Origin of the sequence: Paenibacillus sp. F4 (assembly GCF_002894905.1) — a bacterium.
In the GTDB taxonomy this organism is placed as follows: domain Bacteria; phylum Bacillota; class Bacilli; order Paenibacillales; family Paenibacillaceae; genus Paenibacillus; species Paenibacillus polymyxa_B.
Genome location: NZ_POVS01000017.1, coordinates 24,432 through 47,570, shown reverse-complemented (window position 1 = coordinate 47,570; position 23,139 = coordinate 24,432). Strand labels below are relative to the sequence as shown.

The 23,139-nt window shown below is 46.6% G+C and carries 19 protein-coding genes; 3 read left to right on the top strand and 16 right to left on the bottom strand.

Annotated features, from left to right (window positions below):
• Positions 1–344: 344 nt before the first annotated feature.
• On the bottom strand, positions 345–1,412 hold the full coding sequence (locus tag C1T21_RS18900; RefSeq protein ID WP_103049319.1) for an AI-2E family transporter: 1,068 nt from the start codon (positions 1,410–1,412) through the stop codon (positions 345–347).
• Between the two features lie 211 nt (positions 1,413–1,623).
• On the opposite strand from C1T21_RS18900, the gene C1T21_RS18895 reads away from it, so the two are divergent.
• Positions 1,624–3,597: a methyl-accepting chemotaxis protein gene (locus C1T21_RS18895; protein WP_103049318.1), complete on the top strand. Its 1,974-nt coding sequence runs from the start codon at positions 1,624–1,626 to the stop codon at positions 3,595–3,597.
• Positions 3,598–3,760: 163 nt separating this feature from the next.
• On the opposite strand, the gene C1T21_RS18890 is transcribed toward C1T21_RS18895, so the two are convergent.
• The 4 genes from C1T21_RS18890 to cymR all read right to left on the bottom strand — a co-directional run bounded on the left by C1T21_RS18890 (position 3,761) and on the right by cymR (position 6,223).
• The gene (locus C1T21_RS18890) at positions 3,761–3,973 is read right to left on the bottom strand and encodes a hypothetical protein (protein WP_013311529.1); all 213 of its coding nucleotides are present in this window, start codon (positions 3,971–3,973) and stop codon (positions 3,761–3,763) included.
• A 10-nt stretch (positions 3,974–3,983) separates the two neighbouring features.
• Positions 3,984–4,505 (bottom strand): PRC-barrel domain-containing protein, encoded by a 522-nt coding sequence (locus tag C1T21_RS18885; RefSeq protein WP_013311530.1) that lies wholly within the window; start codon positions 4,503–4,505, stop codon positions 3,984–3,986.
• 135 nt (positions 4,506–4,640) lie between these two features.
• Entirely contained in the window at positions 4,641–5,792 is a 1,152-nt protein-coding gene (locus C1T21_RS18880; protein ID WP_103049317.1) for a cysteine desulfurase family protein, read from the bottom strand.
• A gap of 11 nt (positions 5,793–5,803) precedes the next feature.
• Entirely contained in the window at positions 5,804–6,223 is a 420-nt protein-coding gene (gene cymR / locus C1T21_RS18875; RefSeq protein WP_013311532.1) for a cysteine metabolism transcriptional regulator CymR, read from the bottom strand.
• A 304-nt stretch (positions 6,224–6,527) separates the two neighbouring features.
• Here cymR and mnmA point away from each other — a divergent pair, with 304 nt between their 5' ends.
• Positions 6,528–7,649: a tRNA 2-thiouridine(34) synthase MnmA gene (gene mnmA / locus C1T21_RS18870; protein ID WP_167686416.1), complete on the top strand. Its 1,122-nt coding sequence runs from the start codon at positions 6,528–6,530 to the stop codon at positions 7,647–7,649.
• Positions 7,650–8,062: 413 nt separating this feature from the next.
• Positions 8,063–8,893, top strand: a complete 831-nt coding sequence (locus C1T21_RS18860; RefSeq protein ID WP_025723903.1) for a PPK2 family polyphosphate kinase — start codon at positions 8,063–8,065, stop codon at positions 8,891–8,893.
• A gap of 112 nt (positions 8,894–9,005) precedes the next feature.
• On the opposite strand, the gene crcB (C1T21_RS18855) is transcribed toward C1T21_RS18860, so the two are convergent.
• The 11 genes from crcB (C1T21_RS18855) to C1T21_RS18805 form a co-directional block, all read right to left on the bottom strand.
• Entirely contained in the window at positions 9,006–9,362 is a 357-nt protein-coding gene (crcB, locus tag C1T21_RS18855; protein ID WP_025723904.1) for a fluoride efflux transporter CrcB, read from the bottom strand.
• Entirely contained in the window at positions 9,359–9,760 is a 402-nt protein-coding gene (crcB, locus tag C1T21_RS18850) for a fluoride efflux transporter CrcB (RefSeq protein WP_103049315.1), read from the bottom strand. Before crcB (C1T21_RS18850) ends, crcB (C1T21_RS18855) begins: the two co-directional genes overlap by 4 nt.
• Positions 9,761–9,845: 85 nt before the next feature.
• On the bottom strand, positions 9,846–11,156 hold the full coding sequence (locus tag C1T21_RS18845; protein ID WP_023989915.1) for a replication-associated recombination protein A: 1,311 nt from the start codon (positions 11,154–11,156) through the stop codon (positions 9,846–9,848).
• A 360-nt stretch (positions 11,157–11,516) separates the two neighbouring features.
• Entirely contained in the window at positions 11,517–13,658 is a 2,142-nt protein-coding gene (locus C1T21_RS18840) for a HelD family protein (RefSeq protein WP_103049314.1), read from the bottom strand.
• Positions 13,659–13,895: 237 nt separating this feature from the next.
• On the bottom strand, positions 13,896–15,713 hold the full coding sequence (locus C1T21_RS18835) for an ABC transporter ATP-binding protein (RefSeq protein ID WP_103049313.1): 1,818 nt from the start codon (positions 15,711–15,713) through the stop codon (positions 13,896–13,898).
• A gap of 97 nt (positions 15,714–15,810) precedes the next feature.
• Positions 15,811–17,109: an NCS2 family permease gene (locus C1T21_RS18830; protein WP_103049312.1), complete on the bottom strand. Its 1,299-nt coding sequence runs from the start codon at positions 17,107–17,109 to the stop codon at positions 15,811–15,813.
• Positions 17,110–17,282: 173 nt separating this feature from the next.
• Positions 17,283–18,032, bottom strand: a complete 750-nt coding sequence (locus tag C1T21_RS18825; RefSeq protein ID WP_013311554.1) for a tRNA threonylcarbamoyladenosine dehydratase — start codon at positions 18,030–18,032, stop codon at positions 17,283–17,285.
• A 152-nt stretch (positions 18,033–18,184) separates the two neighbouring features.
• On the bottom strand, positions 18,185–19,963 hold the full coding sequence (gene aspS / locus C1T21_RS18820; protein WP_103049311.1) for an aspartate--tRNA ligase: 1,779 nt from the start codon (positions 19,961–19,963) through the stop codon (positions 18,185–18,187).
• An 83-nt stretch (positions 19,964–20,046) separates the two neighbouring features.
• Entirely contained in the window at positions 20,047–21,291 is a 1,245-nt protein-coding gene (hisS, locus tag C1T21_RS18815; protein WP_023989920.1) for a histidine--tRNA ligase, read from the bottom strand.
• A gap of 691 nt (positions 21,292–21,982) precedes the next feature.
• Positions 21,983–22,453 carry a hypothetical protein gene (locus C1T21_RS18810; RefSeq protein WP_103049310.1) on the bottom strand — a complete coding sequence of 157 codons (471 nt, stop codon included), beginning with the start codon at positions 22,451–22,453 and terminating at the stop codon, positions 21,983–21,985.
• Positions 22,454–22,515: 62 nt separating this feature from the next.
• Positions 22,516–23,022, bottom strand: coding sequence for a type 1 glutamine amidotransferase domain-containing protein (locus C1T21_RS18805; protein WP_103049309.1), 507 nt, complete (start codon positions 23,020–23,022; stop codon positions 22,516–22,518).
• Positions 23,023–23,139 lie beyond the last annotated feature (117 nt).

Below are 23,139 nucleotides of genomic sequence, written 5' to 3'. Positions count from 1 at the left end.
GCCTCCTAATTATGGTGTCACTGGTTCCTGGCACTGGCCATAAAAAAACAGAAAAACGCCCCTGAACGGATCAGGGACGATTGTATCGCGGTACCACCCTGGTTAACGCCGTCCCCTCTGTACGAAATGCCCATGCGCAAGCTGCACACCAACATTTGCTTAACGGACGATCGATCGCCTTGTTTTCACTGGTAACGGGAGCATCCCGGCGGGTTCAGCCCGCACTTCGAAATGAGCTTTCCCTACTGGATAAACACATTTAAACATACTCAATTCAGTATATCCGTGTCATTTAGCCGTGTCAACGCGATTTCAGACAAGATACATACGGTGTATGGACAAAATCAGATCGTTTTCCGCTTCACGTAATAAGCAAAAAAATGCTGAAGCCCTACCTTTAATACCGCCATCACGGGAACCGCTAAAATCAAGCCGGTAATTCCCGCAATTTCACCACCCACTAGCAGAGCGAAAATAATGGCTATCGGATGCAGATGCAGCGTTCGTCCTACCACCTGGGGAGAAATGACATTGCTCTCCAACACTTGAATACAAGTGTTAACGACCACGACAAAAAGCACCATTTTGAAGGATATTGTAGAAGCCATGATTACTGCCGGAGCGGCTCCCAAAAAGGGCCCCAAATATGGAACGATGTTAAAAACCGCTACCACTCCTGCCAGCAACAGCGCATAAGGCATGCCAATCAGCATATATCCGAGATAAGCCAGCACTCCAATAATGACGCATACCAGTAACTGTCCCCTGACATAGTTGCCAAGCGCCTGATCAATTTCCTTAAGTACCGTTACAATCGCCTTACGACGAGATCGCGGGAGGTAAGACACAATCGTCCGCTCGAACACATCAAAATCTTTCAAAATATAAAAAATGAGGAACGGTACAATGAATACATTGAACAGCATGTTGATCATCCCGCCGATGTTATCCATAAAGGTAGAAATTCCGGTTGCCATCCGATTCTCTAGTTGGAAAAACCATTGATTCATACCCGTTCGCACCCCTTGGGGCAAAATGCCGCTATCCATATTCGTCATTAATCCCTGTGCATGCATGGTCAGCTCAGGCAGATGCTCATTCAGCTCATCCAGTTGTTCAATGAACATCGGAATCAGGTTCATCAGAATCACAACGAGACTGGCCAAAAATACAGCATAGATGAGCAGCACAGCTACGCTTCGAGGCACCTTGCGACCGCCCAGCATATTGACAACAGGATTAAGTACATAGGAGATGATCATCGCTACCGCAAACGGAGCAATGATTGTTTTCAAAAATTCATACAAATGAAAAAACAAAGGTCGCAGCAGCCAGATAAAATATAGAATGACAAGTCCCAGCAGCGTCCATATTCCGTATCGGAACAGTCTACTTTTCGTTAATTGCTCCATTTCGTGCCTCCTTACCGGACTAGCCTCCTTTAAGTATATGCCTGTACCTCTACTTTAATCCTTCCCGCGAGTTTGGAATGCCCTATAGATCACCATTGTAAAAAAATGATGAAAACGGATGAAAACAATTAACAAAGTCATTCCATCTGACGATATAAGTACAAAGCACTACTTTAAGCTTTCACATTTCTGAAACATCGGGGGTCGTTACATGAACTTAAAAATCAAGCTTATTCTCCTTTTTACTTGTATTGTTATCGTTGCAGCTGGGCCATTGTCGATCATTAGCATGACAAGCGTTAAAAATCAGGCCAACCATGATATCCAAGAGCTTATGAACAGCAAAACCTCCGAAACCGTCAATCAGCTCGACGGATGGATAGGTGGTAACGCCAAAATTATTGAAACATTGGCTGCAGGCCTGGAATCCAGCGATATTTCATCAGATGCCAAAGCCGTATCTCTGAAAGCAGCTTTTCAAAACTATAAAGATCAAAATATTTCCAATATTTACGCAGGCTTTGAAGATGGATCCTACTGGGATGGATCTGGCTGGTTTGAAGCAGGTTATGATCCTCGCGCTCGACCGTGGTACAAGGATGCCAAAACCAAGGGAGAAATGTATTACTCGTCCCCGTACATTGATGCAAATAGTACGAATTTCACCATTTCTATTGCGAAGCCTCTCAAAAATTCGAATGGCTCCGTCACTGGTGTGGTCAGCGAGGATATAATGCTCAACGATATGACAAAAATAATTAAAAGCATAGACCTGAACGGATTGGGCTACGCATTTTTGATTGACCAAAATGGAGCCGTGATCGCGCACCCAGACAACAAGCTGGCTGGTAAAAACCTCAAGGACAATCCCGAGTTGGGTTCATCAACCGCGGCCCTGCTGAGCGCAGCTTCGGGAGAAACAGACTATAGCTATAATGGTAGTGACCGTCAGCTTTATTTTAAAAAGATGCCTAGTACAGGCTGGATTGTAGGGTTGTCTATTTCCAAAGATATTGCTTTTCAAGAGTATTACTCCACTCGTAATACGTTGATTATTACGGTTGCTATCATCTTAGTCGTTGCTATGCTGCTGGCGATCTGGGCGGCAAACAACTTTATTAAGCCGATTCGCAGACTCCAAGTGAATGTCAAACGTATAGCTGAAGGCGATATGACCGCTCGTGTGGATGTTAAGGGTAAAGATGAAATTGCCAGCCTGGGGACAGATTTTAATATCATGTCTGATAATCTCTCTCACCTGTTGCGCAAGGTATCAGATACGGCGGGTGATGTCAGCTCAGCTTCCCATGATATGCATCAGCACGCTAAGGATACTGGAACCATCGCGTCACAAATCTCCAGTGCAGTTCAGGAGCTTGCCCAAGGAGCGAGCGATCAAGCTGAGGCTGTATATTCCGGCTCTGAGAAGCTGACTCACATGACAGGCTCCATCGACCAGATTGGCGAAAGTGTCAAACGGACCCAAACTGCCGTGTTCGAAACAGATTCTGCCGTGCTCGCAGGGTATGAAACAGCAGAACGTCAAGCGAAACTGGCCGCCGAGTCCAGACAAACGACGACTGCGGCAGGAGAAGCCGTAGATTCGCTCGCGCTGAAAACTCAGGATATTGAGCGGCTGGCCGGGGCCATTCACGATATCGCCGCACAAACAAACCTGCTGGCCCTCAATGCATCCATCGAAGCAGCACGGGCCGGGGAACACGGACGAGGTTTTGCCGTCGTCGCGGGAGAAGTGAGAAAGCTGGCTGAGCAAGCGGGCAGTTCCAGTGACAGTATCATGAGTAAGCTGGAAGAAATTAAAATTGCAGGAGTACAAAGCGCGGAGGAAATGAAGAAGGCTCTTGCTGTAACTGTAGAACAGGAGCACGCTGCCATTGCAACGAGACAGGCGTTTGAATCCATTCGTGGCGCTTCTCAGCATATGCTTGCCCAAATTGAGGACGTTACCGCCGCCGCAGATCATCTCCGTGTGAATGCCGGGCATATTTCCGACGTCATTTCCAGCGTTGTCGCTGTTTCTGAACAAAGTGCAGCATCTACAGAGGAAGTGGCTTCCTCTGTGCAAGAACAAGGTCATGCCATGAATAATATTGCCGACCTTTCTGCCAAACTCGATTCTCATGCAGATCTTCTATTGGAAGAGGTCAAACGCTTTAAATTGTAGACTAACTATCTTCACAAAAACGGTATACAAAAGAGAGTGCCCCCAGCCAATATGGCCGTTCGGGGCACCCTCTTCGTTGTTTTTTATCAAGCATTATCCAACCTACTAAGCCGTATGTAGATCACACCTCTTAGTAGCAGCCTGTCCACTTCCTGTGTCAAGCTTAGGAAGAAGCATGAATTTGTGGCAAGTCCTGTTGTGCCATCTCATCTCCAAAGAATAGGTCGTCCAGCGAACTGAGCGTTCCATCCTCTTCCACTTGGTAGACAGACATTTTTTCACCATTCACCTGAAGTTCGATAAAGCATCCCCAGCAATAAAATTGATGGGAGCCGATTTTGCCGATATCTTTGGAATTACAATTCGGACATCTCAATAAACTCACCCTATCCATTAACAGAATATATGGCTTTTTCCAGACGCTGCTCGCTTAACGGGGGAACCATAACGGCATTTTCCCCGATGGACATATCTTCGGTGCAGGGCAGCCATTTCCGCCCTTCTATAATATCCGATACAAAACCATCGCTGATTTCCAAGCCTATTATGTTATTGCCCATTTCCTGGTCAAAATAAACATCCGAGATGTGCCCGAGCATAAGCCCTTCCTCTGTTAGCACGGATAGATCCTTCAGTTTACCGGGTCCAAGCAAGTACGTATGTTGTATATCATGGGCCTCCGTTTTACGGACAGCCTGCTGATTGCGAATCATGATCGCATCCTCACCGTAAGCAACGATGTCATCCCAAGCAACCATTTTCACGTGAGAAGAAAAAAGCCCTTTTCCTTCCAACTCGATCCCTGTGATTCGCCAATCAGCTGTCACCATAAAGTCATGTATTTTGCCAATCTGCTTCCCGTCCTCCACATCGAAAACGGCAAGTCCGATCATATCTTGAAGCTTCATATATAGGGTACCTCCTCATTCTGCAATCCGAACGAAGGTGCGGTCATTTTCCTACATGCCTGTCAGACCTTGCTTCCGTTCATGCAATGAAATGGAAAACCGCCCCTCCCTTCTTATTAAAATGCGGAGAAATCCCTAGTACCTAGTACGCAGCCGCTTCCATATGGTTTCAATTTTCTTGGCCGTGTATTCCATTTCTTCCGTAGTATTACCCAAACCGAAGCTAAACCGAATCGCTGAATGTAAAACATCTTCAGGAAGATCCATCGCTTGCAATACATGCGATAGCTCTAGAGATCCGGAAGTGCAGGCTGATCCGCTTGCTGCTGCGATTCCTTCCATGTCAAGGTTCATCAGCATGGTCTCTGTACCAATGGCCGGAAAGCTAACATTGAGGACATTAGGTAAAGAATGATCAGGATCACCGTTAATTACAAAATTTTGGCTGCCCAGAGTATCTTCCAACCCTTTAAGCAACGTCTGACGAAGAACCGTATCGTGCGCACCACGCTCCTCAATGGAAGCATTAGCAAGAGTCGCAGCTTTAGCCAGACCCGCAATACCAGCGATGTTTTCTGTTCCGGCGCGGCGTTTCTTCTCCTGAAGTCCCCCATGCATTAGCGGCTGAATGCGTGTACCCTGACGGATATATAATGCACCCACCCCTTGCGGTCCGTTAATCTTATGACCCGACACACTCAGTAAGTCAATCGGGAGATTCCGGCAGTCGATGGATATATGACCGAAAGCTTGAACCGCGTCTACATGGAATACAATGCCATGTTCTCTCGCAATCTGCCCTACTTCTGAGATCGGCTGAATGACGCCCACCTCATTGTTGGCATACATCATGCTGATCAAAAAAGTGTCCGGTCGAATGGCAGCCTCGATATCCGCAGGGTTCACGCGTCCAAAACCGTTGACCGGGACATAAGTCACCTCATACCCCGCTTTTTCCAGCTCATCACAAGCATGAAGCACTGCGTGATGTTCAACCGCGGTTGTAATCATATGCCCGGAAGTACGGCCGTCTGCCGTAGCCGTCCCAAACAGGGCCAGATTATCGCTTTCTGTCCCTCCGCTCGTAAATATAATTTCTTCAGGCTTACAGCCCAAAGAGGCCGCAACGGCATCCCGAGCAGCGCTGACGGTGCGCTTGGCATCGCGACCAAAGGCATGAACGCTCGAAGCGTTGCCAAATTGGCCGGTCATGATGTCCATCATAGTCTGCGCAACCTCAGGATGCATAGGAGTCGATGCGGCATGATCCAGATAAATTCTGTTCATGTTAATCCACCTCAAATATAGAACATATAATTGTCCAATTCATCATGTTCTTGGTATGTGATCAAGTCCTTAAGTGTAGTAGAATCCAACACTTCAGCGATGCTGTCACGAATTCGCAGCCACAGCTGACGTTTTGCCGGATCGTCTTCTTCCGTGAAATCGACCGGAGAAATCGGACCTTCCAGTACACGAATGATGTCTCCCGCTGTTACTCCTGCCGGTTCATTCGCCAAAATGTAACCGCCGTAAGCACCACGGATACTTTTTACCAAACCTGCATTACGCAAAGGCGCGATGAGCTGTTCCAGATAATGCTCTGACAGCTGATTTTTTTCGGCAATACTTTTCAAAGAAGTTGGACCTTCGCCAAACCTGGCTGCAAGTTCCATCATAATGGTCAGGCCGTAACGGCCCTTCGTTGATATTTTCAATTGTGCCACCTCACTTATAGTAACAATTCCGTTAAACACGCGGAATAACTGGTGTTGTAAACCTCTCTATTCCGATCCTAACCCTCAGCTTATGTTAACATATTAGGGCAGGTAAAGGGAAACATTACGGTAACAATCTTAAAAAAAGTTGCTTTCGGGCGATTTAGAACAGCTTTAGCCCGTTTTATGTAGCTTTCTTCCATCGTTCGCCGTGTCGTTGGATCGTCCAAACATCGTATCTTATTATCGTTTATGTTACAATAGGTGGGTTCTACAACTATATTGAAAGAATTGGGTGATGACCATGGCTAAAGCCAATCATGAAACCCGTGTCGTCGTCGGGATGTCCGGTGGCGTCGACTCATCCGTTACTGCGCTGCTGCTGAAGGAGCAGGGCTATGACGTAATCGGCATCTTCATGAAAAACTGGGATGACACGGATGAATTTGGCCGTTGTACGGCTGAGGAGGATGCGGAGGATGTGCGCCGTGTCTGCGAACAGATCGACATTCCTTACTATACCGTCAATTTTGAAAAAGAATACTTCGATAAAGTATTCTCCTATTTTCTTGATGAATATAAAGCTGGACGCACACCCAATCCGGATGTCATGTGCAACCGTGAAATTAAATTCGGCGAGTTTCTAAATAAAGCGCTGGATTTGGGTGCAGATTATGTTGCTACTGGACATTATGCACGGGTTGTGGAAGAAGACGGCCACTTTACTTTGCTGCGAGGCGTGGATAACAACAAGGATCAGACTTATTTTCTGAACGCGTTAAGCCAAACACAGTTGTCCCGAGCCATGTTTCCCATCGGTCATCTGCCGAAGCCAGAAGTGCGTAAAATTGCGGAAGCTGCGGGACTGTATACGGCCAAGAAGAAAGACAGCACGGGCGTATGTTTTATCGGCGAACGCAATTTCAAGGAGTTTCTGAGTGGATATCTGCCTGCAAAAGGTGGAGATATGGTGGATATCGCTACTGGTGAAGTCAAAGGACGCCACGATGGTCTGATGTACTATACACTGGGTCAACGACAAGGCTTGGGCATTGGCGGCTCAGGTTCAGGCGAACCGTGGTTCGTAGCGGATAAGGATCTGGAGAAGAATATTCTGTATGTGGTACAAGGTGATCGTCACCACAGCCTGTATTCTACCAGCCTGATTGCAACAGATGTGAACTGGATTGAAGGCGCAGATACTCGTCCGTCCGGCGAATTCCGTTGTACAGCCAAGTTTCGTTATCGCCAACCTGATCAGCAAGTAACTTTACAATGGCTTGCGGATGGAACCGTGCATGTCATATTCGATGTACATCAGAAGGCCATTACGCCTGGACAAGCTGTTGTATTTTATGATGGGGAACGCTGTCTGGGTGGCGGAACCATTGATAAGGTTGAAAAACTTCAGCCTGAAACGGTTTAAATGAATGACCATTTTGCATTGATATAGCAGGAATTAAAAAAGTCGTCTCTCCAGATTTGGAAGGGGCGACTTTTTTATGAAAGATGTTTTTAGTTAATGGATTGTAAAGAATTGATAATTTCTCTTTATGATGTCTGTCATGCTGGACAAACATTTCTTGCAAAAAATTTCCATGGTCTATGCACGTCCCTTTTTTAATCCATTGGTATGTTTCCCATTTTAAAATAGGAACCGTCATATTTAAATAAGAGCGCTACAATGGACTTCTAGCATGAATATTAACTTATTCCCTCTGTAATCCTTTTCGAATTAACTTGAAAGCTCATTAATACATAAGGAACTTTTGATAACATCCTCATTTGGGTATATGATGTAGACAAGATCATACTTCAATTGAAAAGGAGCGTGCCTTTATGTCTGATTCATTAGGAATGCTGACACCGGGTAAAAAAGTTTCTTTGAAAGAATGGGACCCCAAGGATACGAAGAATATCAAAAATAAAGAAGAAATCCGACAGGAAACAGATCAATTGAAGGAACGCTTCACGGAATTACAAAGCAAATTATTTACAGAGAAAAAACAATCCGTTTTGTTTGTATTTCAGGGTATGGATTGCAGTGGCAAAGATGGCGTCATCAAACAGGTATTTTCCAACCTTAACCCTGCGGGGGTGACTGTCCACAGCTTTAAATCACCTACGGCTGAGGAATTAAGTCATGATTTCTTGTGGCGTGCTCATAGCGTTACCCCAGGACGTGGATATATTGCAGCATTTAACCGTTCTTATTATGAGGATGTGCTGATTACACGTGTTCACGGACAGATATCCGATAAGCAGGCCAAACGGAATATTAAGCATATCAAACATTTCGAACAGTTGTTGCTGGATAATGGTGTAAAGGTGGTTAAAATCTTTTTACATATTTCAAAGCAATTTCAGTTAGAAAAGCTGATCGACCGGATTGAAAAACCTCACAAAAACTGGAAACTCGATCCAAGTGATTTGCAGGAACGAAAATTTTGGAAGCAATATACCCAGTATTATGAGGATGTGTTAGAGCTAAGCGCAACCAAACAAGCTCCTTGGTATGTCGTTCCTTCAGACAACCGTTGGTATAGGGATTATACTGTGCTACGGATTGCCGTCCAAACGCTGGAGGAAATGAAGTTGTCTGATCCTGATCCAAGACCTGAACTTGAATCCCTTTTACCTGAATTGTACAAAGAACGAGATAAAAAATAGCTGTAGGTACAGCACTAAGCTTCCAAAACCGTATCACGGCTGAGAATGCCTAGAGTCGGGATTGGAAGCTTTTTATTGCATTTTTACGTGTTATTTCGAAAATGTATAAAGCTTAACTGACTCTGTACCCGATAGCCGCAGCTACAACTCCTACCACGACAGAGGACAGTACATACGTAGCCATACGTCGGTATTCTTTACGCTCCATCAGTTGAAGAGATTCATAGCCGAATGTGGAAAAGGTGGTGTAGCCGCCACAAAAACCTGTTCCTAGCAGCATCCAGAGTGCAGGAGACAAATGGTTTTGCGTAAACTCGCCATAGAGCCAGCCTAGCAGCAATGAACCGCTGATGTTAATGATCCACGTCCCCCACGGGAATACGGTACCGAACCTCTTTCCGGCCCACATGCCAAGCCCGTATCTCGCCAGTGTACCCATAATCCCGCCTGCCGCCGCCCACCAGATCATAAGCGTTCCTCCTTGGGAGTAGCCTGCGTCATTTTTGTACCTAGGCGGATACCTGTCCATGTCAAAAACAGCCCTCCGCCTACGCTAAGCAGCAGGTACAACACAGCCGTCAGCATACGATCATGAACCGTGAGGCGTACAGCATCTACTGCAAAAGTGGAAAAGGTGGTAAAGCCCCCTGTAAAGCCTGTTCCGATGGCAAGTCGCAATCGCGGCTTGATCCGCCATGATCGCAAGGTTACCGTAAAGAACCAACCAAGAAACAGGCAGCCGATCCAATTAATTAGCAGCACACCAAGTGGAAAATCCGCACCCGCCGCAGGCAACAGCGATTGCAGGCCATAACGGGTAGAGGTTCCAAGCGCTCCGCCCGCGGCAACGAATAGCACGTCTTTCATCTTCTTATCCCCTTCTTTGCTCTTGCACGATCATGGTGTAACGTGACGATTTCGTACACACTCTGTATATGAAGTCACACATATATCAAGACTGTGAATCCCGCCAGCGCTGGTTTTGCCTGATTTTGGACTCATTCCCCTGCTCAGTAGCCTGATAGAAGGTTTGGTCTGCTATCGAATCGGGCAAATATTGCTGCTTCACATAATGATTCGGATAATTATGTGGATATTGATAGCCAACATGACCGAGCTTTTCCGAGCCTTTGTAGTGTGCGTCACGCAAATGGAGTGGCACCTCAGCCGATTTAATATCGTCCATAGCCGACATGGCCCGTGAAATCGCCGTATATACGGCATTCGATTTGGGGCTTTCCACAGCGAACAAAATGGCCTGTGCAATGTTCAGTTTGGCCTCGGGCCAGCCGTTATTGCGATAGGCTTCAAGCGCACTCACCGCTTGCACCATTGCCTGTGGGTTCGCCAGGCCAATGTCCTCACTACTCGCCGCGATGAGGCGGCGGATAAAGGTCATCGGGTCCATGCCGAGCTTTTCTACGGCGTACAGGAACCAGAACAGCGCGGCGTCGCTGGAGCCGCGAATGCTTTTGTGAAAGGCCGACAGCACGTCATACTGCGTGGACTCATCTGCCTTGACAATCGGGCGACGGATGGATTCCTCTGCGACTTCCAGTGTCACGTGAATCGTGCCATCTGCCAGCGGAGGTGTCGTGAGCGCCGCCAGTTCCAGCGCGTTCAAAGCGCGGCGGATATCACCGTTCGCCATGGACGCGATGTGAGCCAGTGCAGCTTCATCTACCTGAAGCTGCATGTAGCCGAGCCCTTTGTCCGCATCGCTCAAGGCGCGGCGCATAGCAGCCAGCGAATGCTCCTGCGTTAGCGCTTCAAGCTGGAACAACGTAGAACGGCTCATTAAAGCGCCGTTGACGTAGTGAAAGGGATTTTCAGTCGTGGCGCCAATAAACACGATCGTACCCTTTTCCACCGCAGGCAGCAACGCATCCTGACGTGAACTGTTAAAACGATGTACCTCGTCGAGAAACAAAATGGTTTTTTTTCCATACATCGATTTGTTCGTCTGTGCACGGTCAATGACTTCTCTTACGTCTTTCACAGATGCTTCTACAGCATTCAGACGTACAAAATCGCCTTGCGTGTGTTGCGAGATAATATGTGCCAACGTCGTTTTGCCGCACCCCGGCGGTCCGTACAACAAAATAGAAGAAACCTGATCTGCCTCTATAGCTCTTCGCAACAGCTTACCCGGACCCACAACATGCTCCTGTCCAATATATTCATCCAGCGAAGTCGGACGCAAGCGATCCGCAAGCAACCGATTGCTTGGCGTTGACTCTTGGGAATATGAAAATAAGTCCATTTCATTCACTTCCTTATGGTTTATGAACGAACACTTTCTCTTTTTCTTTGAAAACATACTATATTATGTTCGCTCATACGGTTGAAAATCATGAAAATTCAAGTCACCTTTGATTCTGATACGGTATAAACCGCCTCTTATTCTACCATATCCGTTAACAAGTTGCAGATAGCATGGTCACGGCACGGCTGTAGATCTACAAGTCAGTCGCCTACAAAAAAGAAAGAACAGCCTTAGACGAAAGATAAATTTCGTGGCTGTTCTTCGACTGGCATAACTTCATAATTTCCATCACTAAGATAAACAGTAAACAAAAAGGAATACAACAACTCAGGCGATGCTTTACAACGCTTTTTCTGCTTACTCCGTCTGTGCCTGTACGTAACTAGGAAGTGAGCCATCATGCAATAGCCACAGCTCATGCAGCGCACGGGTACATCCTACATACAGTAGCTTGGCATCCCATGCCCGTTCTCCATAATGCTCATGGTCGGCATCCGCCACAATAACTGCATCGAACTCCAGACCTTTGGATAGGTACACAGGCAGTACCGACAAACCGCCTTCATATTGCTTTTTACCACCGTCAATCAAATTCACATCCAACCCCGCGCTTGTGAAAACCTCATGCAGTTCCACAGCCTCTTTTAAGGTACGAGTCAGCACAGAAACAGTACGATACTCCTTGGAGGACAGCTCTTTTAGAGCGGTGAGCAAACTCTGCTCACGCACGGATGAGTCGTAAGACATCGTGCGCACCGGATCGCCACTACGAAATACCGGAACTGCCGTAATACCGCCGCGAACTCCCTGCTCCAAAATCGTGTTTGCAAATTCTATTATTTCCAAGGTTGATCTATAGCTCCGCGTAAGCGCAAAATACCCTGTATGTTCCGGCGCAAAAAGAGAACTCATTTCCTCCCACGCATGTACACCACGGTATTCATGAATGCCCTGCGATAAATCGCCCAATATCGTAAAGGAATGCCCTTTCACGAACAAATCCAGCAATGCGATATGAAAAGGTGAAAAATCCTGTGCTTCATCAATGACCACATGGTCAAAACGTTGGGATGATTCTACCTCATGAATCAGCACATGAAGATACACTAACGCAGTCAGATCTTCTTCACGGATAATCTGTTTTCGCAGATCCGACTGTGTGGCCTTAAAAATAGCAGGCGGCAGAGAAGCCTTCATCTCCGCAGCCGTATCTGCGGGTAACCCTTTAGCTGCCTGAAAAAGCTGCTTGTAGAGCGTCAGTGCGTCATATTGTGGCCATTTTTTAGCATATGCCTTTTCACGTGCCCCTGCCTTTTTCTTGCGTTCCTTGAGCGCTGCCGCCGAAGGCGACTTTTTCAGCTCCATTTCAATCCAGCGGTGCACTCTTGCCAGCACACGCTCCTTCCGCTTCGCGAGCGGATAAGGCTTATATTCCTCATTGAACCAATTCAAAATCTCAGCTTGCGGTAGCACCGCCCCATCCCATGGTGAAAAATCATCCTCTGGCACGGAAATGGGCTCCAGTCGTTCAACAAAAGCTTGAAGCAGCTCCATAAAATGAACCGAACCCTTGAATCTTCCCGGCGCCTCATCCATGGATTCCTTTCTCAGACTGCCACTCTCAAACCAATAAGATAATGTTTCGGCAGGATCAGCCAAAGGTAAATCCAAACCCAACAAATCCAGCGCCCAGTCTGCAAATGTACTTTGCTGAATATTCCCGACCCCCAGCTCTGGAAGTACATCTGAAATATAGTCAAGGAACATATGGTTTGGTGCGAAAATTACCATTTTGTCGGCCGATACCTGATCCTTGTATTGATACAGCAAAAATGCGAGCCGATGCAGCGCTACCGTCGTCTTGCCACTACCCGCCACCCCCTGAATAACGAGGGCTGTATTTTTGGCCGCACGGATGATCTGATCCTGCTCCGCCTGAATTGTAGATACGATATCCCGTAAACGGTTATCCTTGTTTTCTCCCAAACGATAAACGAGAAACTCATCGGAAACGGCCGGCTCGTCGCTTTCACGATTATACGTATCGGCTACCCGTTCCAGAATTCTTTTACGGATGACCACGTTGCGCTTCAGATACACCAAGCCCTCAATCGTTCCCTCGGGAGCCTCATAGGACGCAGTTTCTTCACCACCTGTAAATGAATAAAACAAGCTGGCAATCGGTGCGCGCCAATCAATCACCAGCGGATACGTTGACGTTTCTTCACGCTCCACTCCAATTTTACCGATATAAAGTGGCTTCCGCTGCCCTCTGCCACGTTCGTCAAAATCCATACGACCAAAATAAGGCTCCTGCGAGCTTTTGGCCAAAGCCTGACGTTTTTCCTCCCGTGCCGATTCTAGCACTTGCTCCGTAAAATCATGCCCGGTGTACACCGGCGTATTGCGAAGCCGTTCCAATCTCCGATCAATTTCCTCCATAGCAAGCGACAGCCTATGCTGTTCTTCTTGATAGGCACTTTGAAACTCATTCTCCATTTCAGTTACCTCCTAAGAATATCAAGTCTCGATTTCTGCATCGCATTCACTTGCTCCGACACAAAAAAAGGAAAGTAAGCGTAACACATTTAACCATAAAAATCCAACCTTATTTCCTAATATGCCTATTTCCCTATCCTTTCACAAAAGTATGCAGCTTTGCGGCACCAGCGAAGCGGGTGATTTGAATCCGAAGAAGCGGAGCGATCGGAAGATCAAATCATACGCGAAGCGACCTCAATGCTCCATACTCCTCTCCCCCATCTCCACAAATTGCTTTTGAGCCAGCTCACGGTACACCTGATGGGACTCTAATAACTCAGTATGAGTTCCTGCACCGGTCACCTTGCCCTTGTCCAACACGATAATTTGGTCGGAGTGAACCACTGTAGACAAACGATGAGCAATGACAATCGTCGTGCGTCCTTCCATCAAGTTCGCTAGGGCTTTCTGTACCTCATGCTCAGATGAGCTGTCCAGACTAGATGTAGCCTCATCGAGCATGAGAATGTCAGGGCTACGAAGAAGCGCACGCGCAATAGCGATCCGTTGACGCTGCCCTCCGGACAGCTTCATTCCCCGTTCTCCCACCTCAGTATTGTAGCCTTGAGGTAGATCCATAATAAATGTATCCGCATACGCCATCGTGGCTGCTCGTCTCACTTCTTCCAAGTCAGCTTCGCGCCCCAAGCCATATGTAATGTTATCTCTGACCGTTCCGGTCATCATTGAGCTTTCCTGCGATACATAACCAATTTTGGAGCGCCAGGAGGAAAGTGTATATGACGATATCGGTTCGTCTCCATAACGAATTTCCCCTGTATCCGGCACATAAAAGCGTTCCAACAATGAAAACAAGGTGGACTTCCCACTTCCACTCGGTCCCACGAATGCTGTCGTCCGGTTAGCCGGGATGACCAAGTTCGCATTATGAAGGACCTCTTCACCTTCGGTATAAGAAAAGGCAACATCACGAAGTATAATATCTCTGCTCTCTTTTGCCGCTTCCTGCTTCAACTCGAGCGGTTCCTCTTCATGATCTAAAATCGTCTGAATCCGTTCAGTAGCCCCAACCACCTTTTGTAGACGTGAATACAGGGTCGTGAATTGTGCCATCGGTGTGACCACCTGAAACAACAGCAAAATAAAAGCCACCAAATCCCCAGCGGTCAGCACACCCGATGCGACACGAACACCACCAACACCCAATATAATGACCAGCACTGCAGTCAGCAAGAAGGTAGAAATGGGACCTACAAGGGCCAGGATACGTGACTCTTGCAAACCGAAGCGGAACATCCGGTAAATACGATCCTCACCGGCCTGGGCCTCTCTGCTTTCGGTTCCGTAGGCCTTCACCAGTCTAATTTCGCCGATAACCTGACTCAACACTGAGGTCAGATCTGCCATCTCATCCTGCTGTTTTTTGGAGATGCGGTACATTTTTCTGCCTACCGGAAATAAAATCAAGGCTGTTAGCGGAACAATGGCCATAATAATGAGCGTCATCACCCAATCCAGATAAAATAACAATGCAATACCACCAATAATTGCGATCACATTAGAAATCAGATTGACTAGATACTCCGTAATTAAGTTCATAATCAGGCTTGTGTCATTGGTGACGCGACTCATCGTATCTCCTGACCGATTCCGATCAAAGTAAGGGATAGGTAGAGATAAGATTTTATGCCATAAGCGTTTGCGCAAATTAGCCACAATCTTATGCCCGGCATAGTTCAACATATAAATAGAAACCGCCGAAGCCACCGCTTGAAGTACAAAAGCGCCAAGCAGACCAACAATGACCATACGGTTTAGTGAAGAAAAGGTCAAGCCATCAATCAACCCTTTGGTCATCATGGGTACGATTAAACCAGCAATGGTCTGAATCAGCGTCAGGATCAGAGCGATGATCAGAATAGCCTTGGGCGGATGCGCACTCGCAATCAATTTGATAAACCGCCCCATGCCAGCCTTATCCGGTCTTTTACCCGGCTTTTCCTTCATCTGGTCCTCCTGCTCATCTTGGTGTGTATGACGTTCTTTTTCCATATGCCATCAACCTCGCTTCCTGTCTGACCATTCTTGTTCAAACAACAACACCCGCGCTCTGCGCGGGTATGAACAGTACAATCTATCTTCGAGTTTACTACACCAGAGAATGAAGCACAAAGTTAGCCACAAACAGTACTGAAATGATATATAATGCGACAGGCACTTCCTTGCCCCGTCCTGCTGCCAGCTTGGCTACAGGGTATGCAATAAAACCAAATGCCATCCCGTCTACAATACTGTAAGTAAAGGGCATCATCACCATGATCAGAAATGCAGGAAACGCTTCAGTAAAATCACTGAAATCCATCTCTCGCACATTTTGCACCATTAGACCCCCAATGATGATCAACACGGGCGCAATGGCACTGTCAGGAATATAAGCCAACAGGGGAATAAAGAAAAACGTCGCTCCGAATAAAATAGCAGTTACCAGCGGTGTCATTCCCGAGCGTCCCCCTGCTGCAATACCAGCCGTCGATTCCGCAGCGGCTACCGCCGGACTGCTACCCAAAATACCGGCAAAGATATTGGTTACAGCCAACACACGCAAGCTGTTTTTAAATAAATCTGGTCTTCCAATCATGTTGGTTTGTGCAGTAATCATACCAATATTCTCGAATAGTACAATGAGTAGGAGCAAAAAGACAGCGATCCAGAAAGCTACCGAGACAATACCTGTAAAGGAAAGCTCTCCAAACAATTGCCCATACTGTCGCACCGTTTCAGAGGTTCGTACCGTGCTTGTAGGCTCTACAGCTCCCAGTATATAAGCAAGCCCAGTTCCTGCCAAAATGCTAATTAGTAAACCTCCCTGAACGTTACGCACAAACAATACAATAGCGAGCAGCAACGTTACACAAGCCGTAATTACCTTGGGATCATTAAAATGGCCAATAGCCACAAAAGTCGTCTGATGAGCAATTACGATGCCGCTTTTTTGCAAGCCGATAAAGGTTAAAAACAAACCAATGCCCACCGTAATTCCGTGCTGTAAATTATGAGGAATCGCTTGGCTAATCAGCTTGTACAATGATGTAAAAGCCACAATGGCGAACAAAATCCCTGTGACGGCAACCACCATCAGCGCTTCCTGCCAGCTCAGCTTCATAGAATGTACAAGCGTATAAGTGAAAAAGGCATTAATCCCCATCCCTGGTACAACGACCATTGGCGATTTCCCACCAAAAGCCATAAGCAGGCAGCCGATCATCGATGTCAGAAGCGTCCCGAGCATCGCCCCTTGGAGGGGAATCCCGGCATCTGCCAAAATAGTTGCATTAACCATAACAATGTATACAACGGAAAAATAAGAAATGGCCCCAGCGGCTAATTCTTTTTTCCAATGATGCTCGGGCTTGAAACCGAGACTTCTGGACCACAGTCCATCCTTCATACCAAAACCCTCCAGCAAGTTGTTCAATCTGTTGCAGTAAGCTGCGCTTTTTCAAAACAAAAAAGAGCTGTAGCAACTGTGACACAAAGGATGTGATGCACAGAACTACAGGTCTTAAAGTGAATACATACTGATTTAAATCTACGAATGCACTGCCATGCTATTTCTGCAACTTACACACCAGCGTGTTCTAACAAATCCTTCACGGCTACACTAACCATGATCAGTCCTGCTACCGGAGGTACAAATGCATTGCTTGCAGGCGGTTGCTTCGCCTTCCGGATTTCAGGTGCGTTTGCAGGTACAATTTTTTTTGTAATTTCTTCACGTGGCTTCATGGGTTCCTCATCGGAGAACACAACTTTGACTCCTTTGGTAATACCTTCCTTGCGCAACTTAGTGCGGATGACACGGGCAATCGGGTCCATTCTCGTCTGGGAAATATCCGCTACTTGAAAACGACTTGGATCCATTTTATTCGCAGCGCCCATACTGGAGATCATCGGAATCCCCCGTTTTAGGCATTCCTTAATCAAATGAATTTTGTAAATAATCGTATCCGAAGCATCCAGCACATAATCCAGTTCGTACTTGAACAGCTCCTCATATGTTTCTTCCGTATAAAACATGTTCAGTGCAATCGCTTCACATTCAGGATTAATCAGCTTCACACGCTCTACCATTAGATCAGCCTTTTTTTGACCTACCGTCGTCGTCAACGCATGAATCTGGCGGTTAATATTGGTGATATCTACAACATCTTTATCAATCAAAATGATACGTCCAACACCCGTGCGCGCCAGCGCTTCCACTGCAATCGAACCGACACCGCCGATACCCAGCACGGCCACCGTGCTATTTTTCATAACCTCTAGACCTTCAGTTCCGATAGCCAGTTCCGTTCGTGAAAATTGATGCAACAATATGGTATATCCTCCCTCACTGATTTGAACTCTATACTTGAACTCCAGCATACAAATCATGAACCCATTATCCATAAAAGGGTAACGGGTTCACGGCATTCTATAATCTATCCACAAGCCATTGGGTGCACTTGCAAAGTCAAACGTTCATCTTAAGCTTTAGGAGTAACAGGTTTCGGGGCAAGACGGATGTGAAGCTGTTCCAATTGAGCTTGATCCACTTCGCTTGGTGCATCCATAAGCAGGTCTGTCGCACTGGCTGTTTTCGGGAATGCAATGGTTTCACGCAGGTTTGTACGACCTGCAAGCAACATCACAAGACGGTCAAAGCCGAAGGCAATGCCACCATGTGGAGGCGTACCATATTCGAACGCATCTAACAGATAGCCGAATTTATCAGTAACTTCTTCCGGCGCCAGGTTGAGAGCTTTGAACATTTTCTCCTGAACATCACGTTTGTAAATCCGCATCGATCCGCCACCCACTTCGTAGCCGTTCAGCACGATATCATAGGCTTGAGCGCGAACTTGACCTGGATCGGTATCCAAGAGGCCAAGATCTTCGTCCTTCGGACGGGTGAACGGATGGTGTTCCGCTACATAACGTTTTTGTTCTTCGTCATAGCCCAGAAGCGGGAAGTCTACGACCCAGGCAAATTTGAATTTGTTATCGTCGATCAGCCCCAAATGACGGCCAATTTTCAGACGAAGCGCGCCCAATACATCAGCAACTACCTTTTTATTATCCGCAGAGAACAGCAACAGATCGCCTTCTTCGGCTCCTGTGCGCTCCTTCAAGGCTTCGATTTCTTCCGGTGTGAAGAATTTAACGATAGGCCCCTTGAATTCGCCTTCTTTCACCTGAATCCAAGCCAAGCCTTTTGCTCCATAACGTGCAGCATAAGGGCCCAGGTCATCAATGTCCTTACGACTCCAAGTACCACATCCTTTGGCATTGAGGACTTTTACCTCGCCACCCTTTTCAATTACGGAAGCAAATACTTTCACACCACTGGTTGCCACGATATCATTAACATTTATCAGCTCAAGACCAAAACGCAGGTCAGGCTTGTCAGAACCATACTTGTCCATTGCCTCTGCATGTGTAATCCGTTGGAACGGTGTTTCCAGTTCTACCCCAACTGTTTCTTTGAACAATTTCACCATAAGACGCTCCATCATTGGCAGCAAGTCATCCTGTTGCATAAAGGAGGTCTCAATATCGACCTGCGTAAATTCAGGCTGGCGGTCAGCACGCAAGTCTTCATCACGGAAACAACGTGCAATTTGGTAGTAGCGCTCCAGGCCACCCACCATCAGCAATTGCTTGTACAGTTGTGGCGATTGCGGCAAGGCGAAAAACTCACCCTCATGCACCCGGCTAGGTACCAGATAATCACGTGCGCCCTCTGGGGAGCTTTTCGTCAAAATTGGTGTTTCCACCTCGACGAACTCTTCTCCGTCCAGGAAGTCACGGAATATTTTTGCTGCTTTGGAGCGCAGTTTCAACGTCTGGTACATTTCCGGACGACGCAGGTCCAAATAACGGTATTTCAAACGCAGAGACTCGTCCACTTCTACACCATTTTCAATGAAGAACGGAGGTGTTTTAGATGCATTCAATACTTCGATTTCAGTGACGCGTACCTCAATTTCACCTGTAGGCAGGTTCGGATTAATGGTTTCTGCATCACGCTTAACAATAGTACCAGTAACCTCAAGCACATATTCACTACGAACACGATCCGCAATTTGCAGTGCGTCACCGGAATATGCCGGATTAAACACGATTTGTACAATTCCGCTACGATCACGAAGGTCTATAAAAAGTACGCCCCCCAAATCACGACGGGTTTGTACCCAACCGTTCAATGTAACTGTTTCTCCGATATGCGCATGAGTCAATGCGCCGCATTGATGACTCCTTTTCATAATACACACTCCTGTTTATGTTTAGTAGTTAAGCTATATGACAACCAGAGGAAGCTCCACCGATTGATGTTACATTATTTTGTTTATCCTAATTCTTCCACCAGCTGATCCAGCTTAACGGTACGCTGCTCGCCGGTTTCCATGTTTTTCAGTGCAATTTCACCTTGAACCAGCTCATCCTCACCCAGAATCGCAGTATACCTTGCTTTAAAGCGATCGGCTGATTTCATCTGCGCCTTCATTTTACGCCCCAAATAATCTCGTTCTGCGGAAAATCCGGCTTGACGCAACTTGAATAGTTGTTTAGTTACTTCCGTTTCTGCTGCTTCTCCCAACGCTACCATATAGATATCTAACGGCTTGGCTTCGTTCAGTTTGACACCTTGATGCTCCAAGATCAGCTGAATTCGCTCCAGTCCAATGCCAAAACCAATGCCCGGCTGATCCGGTCCGCCCAGATCTCCAACCAATCCGTTGTAGCGGCCGCCTCCACCGATCGTGTCTATGGCACCAATTCCTTCGGCTTTGAATTCGAACGCTGTCAACGTATAATAATCCAGCCCCCGTACCAAACGCGGGTTAACTGTATATTCCACGCCCATGGCATCCAAATTTTGCTTCACTTTCTCAAAGTGTGTGCGAGATTCCTCGTCCAAGCTATCCAAAATCGAAGGTGCACCTCCAAATTTGTCCTGGTCATCTTTGCTATCCAGCACTCGTAGCGGATTACGCTCAATGCGTGCTTGGCTCTCCTTGGTCAACGTATCCTTAATTGGCATCAAGAAGTCTACCAGATGCTGCCGATAAGCTGCCCGGCTGGCTGCATTACCGACGGAGTTAATCTCCACCTGTACTCCTTTCAAGCCCAGTTCACGGCAGAATTGATACCCGAAAGCAATAACTTCTGCATCCAACGCAGGATCGACCGCACCAAATGCTTCAATTCCAAATTGGTGAAACTGGCGCTGACGCCCAGCCTGTGGACGCTCATACCGGAACATCGGGCCGATATAATACAGCTTAGTTACATCCGGCTCTCCGTATAGTTTGTTCTCCACATAGGAGCGGACAACCCCTGCTGTTCCTTCCGGACGCAAAGTCATGCTGCGCTTCCCTTTATCCTCAAAAGTATACATTTCTTTTTCCACCACATCCGTCGTTTCACCCACACCTCGAACGAACAAATTCGTTTGTTCGAACATGGGCGTACGAATCTCTCGGTAATTAAAGCGGCGGCTAATCTCACGGGCTTTTTCCTCGACCACTTGCCATTTTTCTACACTGCCCGGCAGCAAATCCTGTGTTCCCGTCGGTTTTTGAAAGGCCATTAACGTATCCCCCCATCGTTGTATTTCGTATTGTGCACTTTCTTCTTGCTCCACTTTCAATATAAAACAAAAAATCCCTCGTCCTGTTAACATTAACAGGGACGAGGGATTGTCGTTTACAAATCACCCGTGGTACCACCCACATTCCGGAGTTTGCCCAGACAACCAGCATAAGAATCACTCATTGCCCGTCAGCATTATACTGACTCCGCTCATACGTATAACGCCCGTAACGCGCAGTACGGCTATTATGCAGGACCATCCACTGTCAGTACAGTTGCAATGCACTTTCAGTAGGGTTTCCTCAATTGTTCGCCGCCTGTTCTCGGGGAGGTCATTCATCCGCTCATCAAGGGAATTTTTACAGCCTGGAAATTCCTCTCTGCGCTTGTGGGTTCGGAGTACTTGGTCCCGTCATCAAATCATTTTTCATTATTTTATGATTTTAATGAACCGCTTCGACAAAGTCAAGACATTCTCCCTATAATCGGACAAATAAGGCTTATAAAAAGAAAATAACCTGCGGAAACGGTCCGCAGGTTCAAAAAGATATATCAAAAGGGGGTCATGCCGTTATTATAAACAACGAATATTAAGGAATGATGTTTCGAATATTACAATTGTATTACAGTCACTCTTTTGTAGCTAAATTTCTCAAGTATCGACAATCTCTTGTGTCGCGCTCTCAGCTTTAATCCAACTGCGACACATATCCACGATTGGAACGTAGCTTATAAATGACCTCATCATAATCGGCATCATTCACCTTTGCTGATAATACATACCGTAATTCATCTTGATCACCGTTAATATACACATCTGTCGCACGGAGCAACCCTCCGTCATGATTTGTTGTTCCACTCCGATCTTCATTCAGATCCCTTTGGGCTGAGCCAGAGTTAATCTGGTCATCCTTCGCATCTGGTAGAATATTCTCGCCATAAGCACCCGCCGCAGGGATTGCCGCACCTGCGGAGCCTCCTGTGCTCACAGAGCCTGTATTGTTATAGGGGACCAGCGGAATTAAAACTCTCGTCTCCCGACCGAGCGCATCATCCAAAGCACCTACTTCCAAATGTTCAGTTCTATAAGCTTGAAGCGAGGCTCTGGCACCCTCAGCTTCATCTTCTGTGCGAAAATAAGCCTGAATCTGTTTTGCCATATCAAATCCTCCTCGTTTGGGAATTGTACTGGCATTAATCTAAGGAAATATTCACGTTCAAATTACAACGCTTTTAATAACTCACGCACAAAGGCAGGCTCATCCTTAGGGGTCCGAGACGTAATAAAGTTACCATCCACAACCGCCTCTCGATCCTCAAAATGAGCACCCGCATTAATCAAGTCATCTTTCAACGGAGGATAAGCAGTAATCGTCCGGCCTTGTAACAAATCAGCACTCGCCAAAATTTGTGGCCCGTGACAGATAGCGCCAATCGTTTTTTTGGCCTCGTTAATTTCAGTCACAAATTTCAGAACATGTGCATCCAATCGCAGATTTTCCGGGGAGGATCCGCCGGGAATAACAACTGCATCATAGTCACTTGATTTCACATCTGCAATGGCTTTTTCAATAGTGTAGCTTGCTTTACCTTGCTTACCGCTCACTTTCTCACCTTGCTTCAGCCCAACAATATCTGCCTCATGTCCAGCCTTTTTTAATTCATCATAAGGTACCTTCATTTCAGAATCTTCAAATTGGTCAGCTAATAAAAATGCAATTTTACTCATTAATGTTCAGATCTCCTTTCCGGTTATCCTCGAAACAAGTTAAAATTAAGTTTGTTTGTCTACCACGATTTGTTATTACCCGCTTGATCTGTTTTTATAACAATCGCAGCGGCGGAA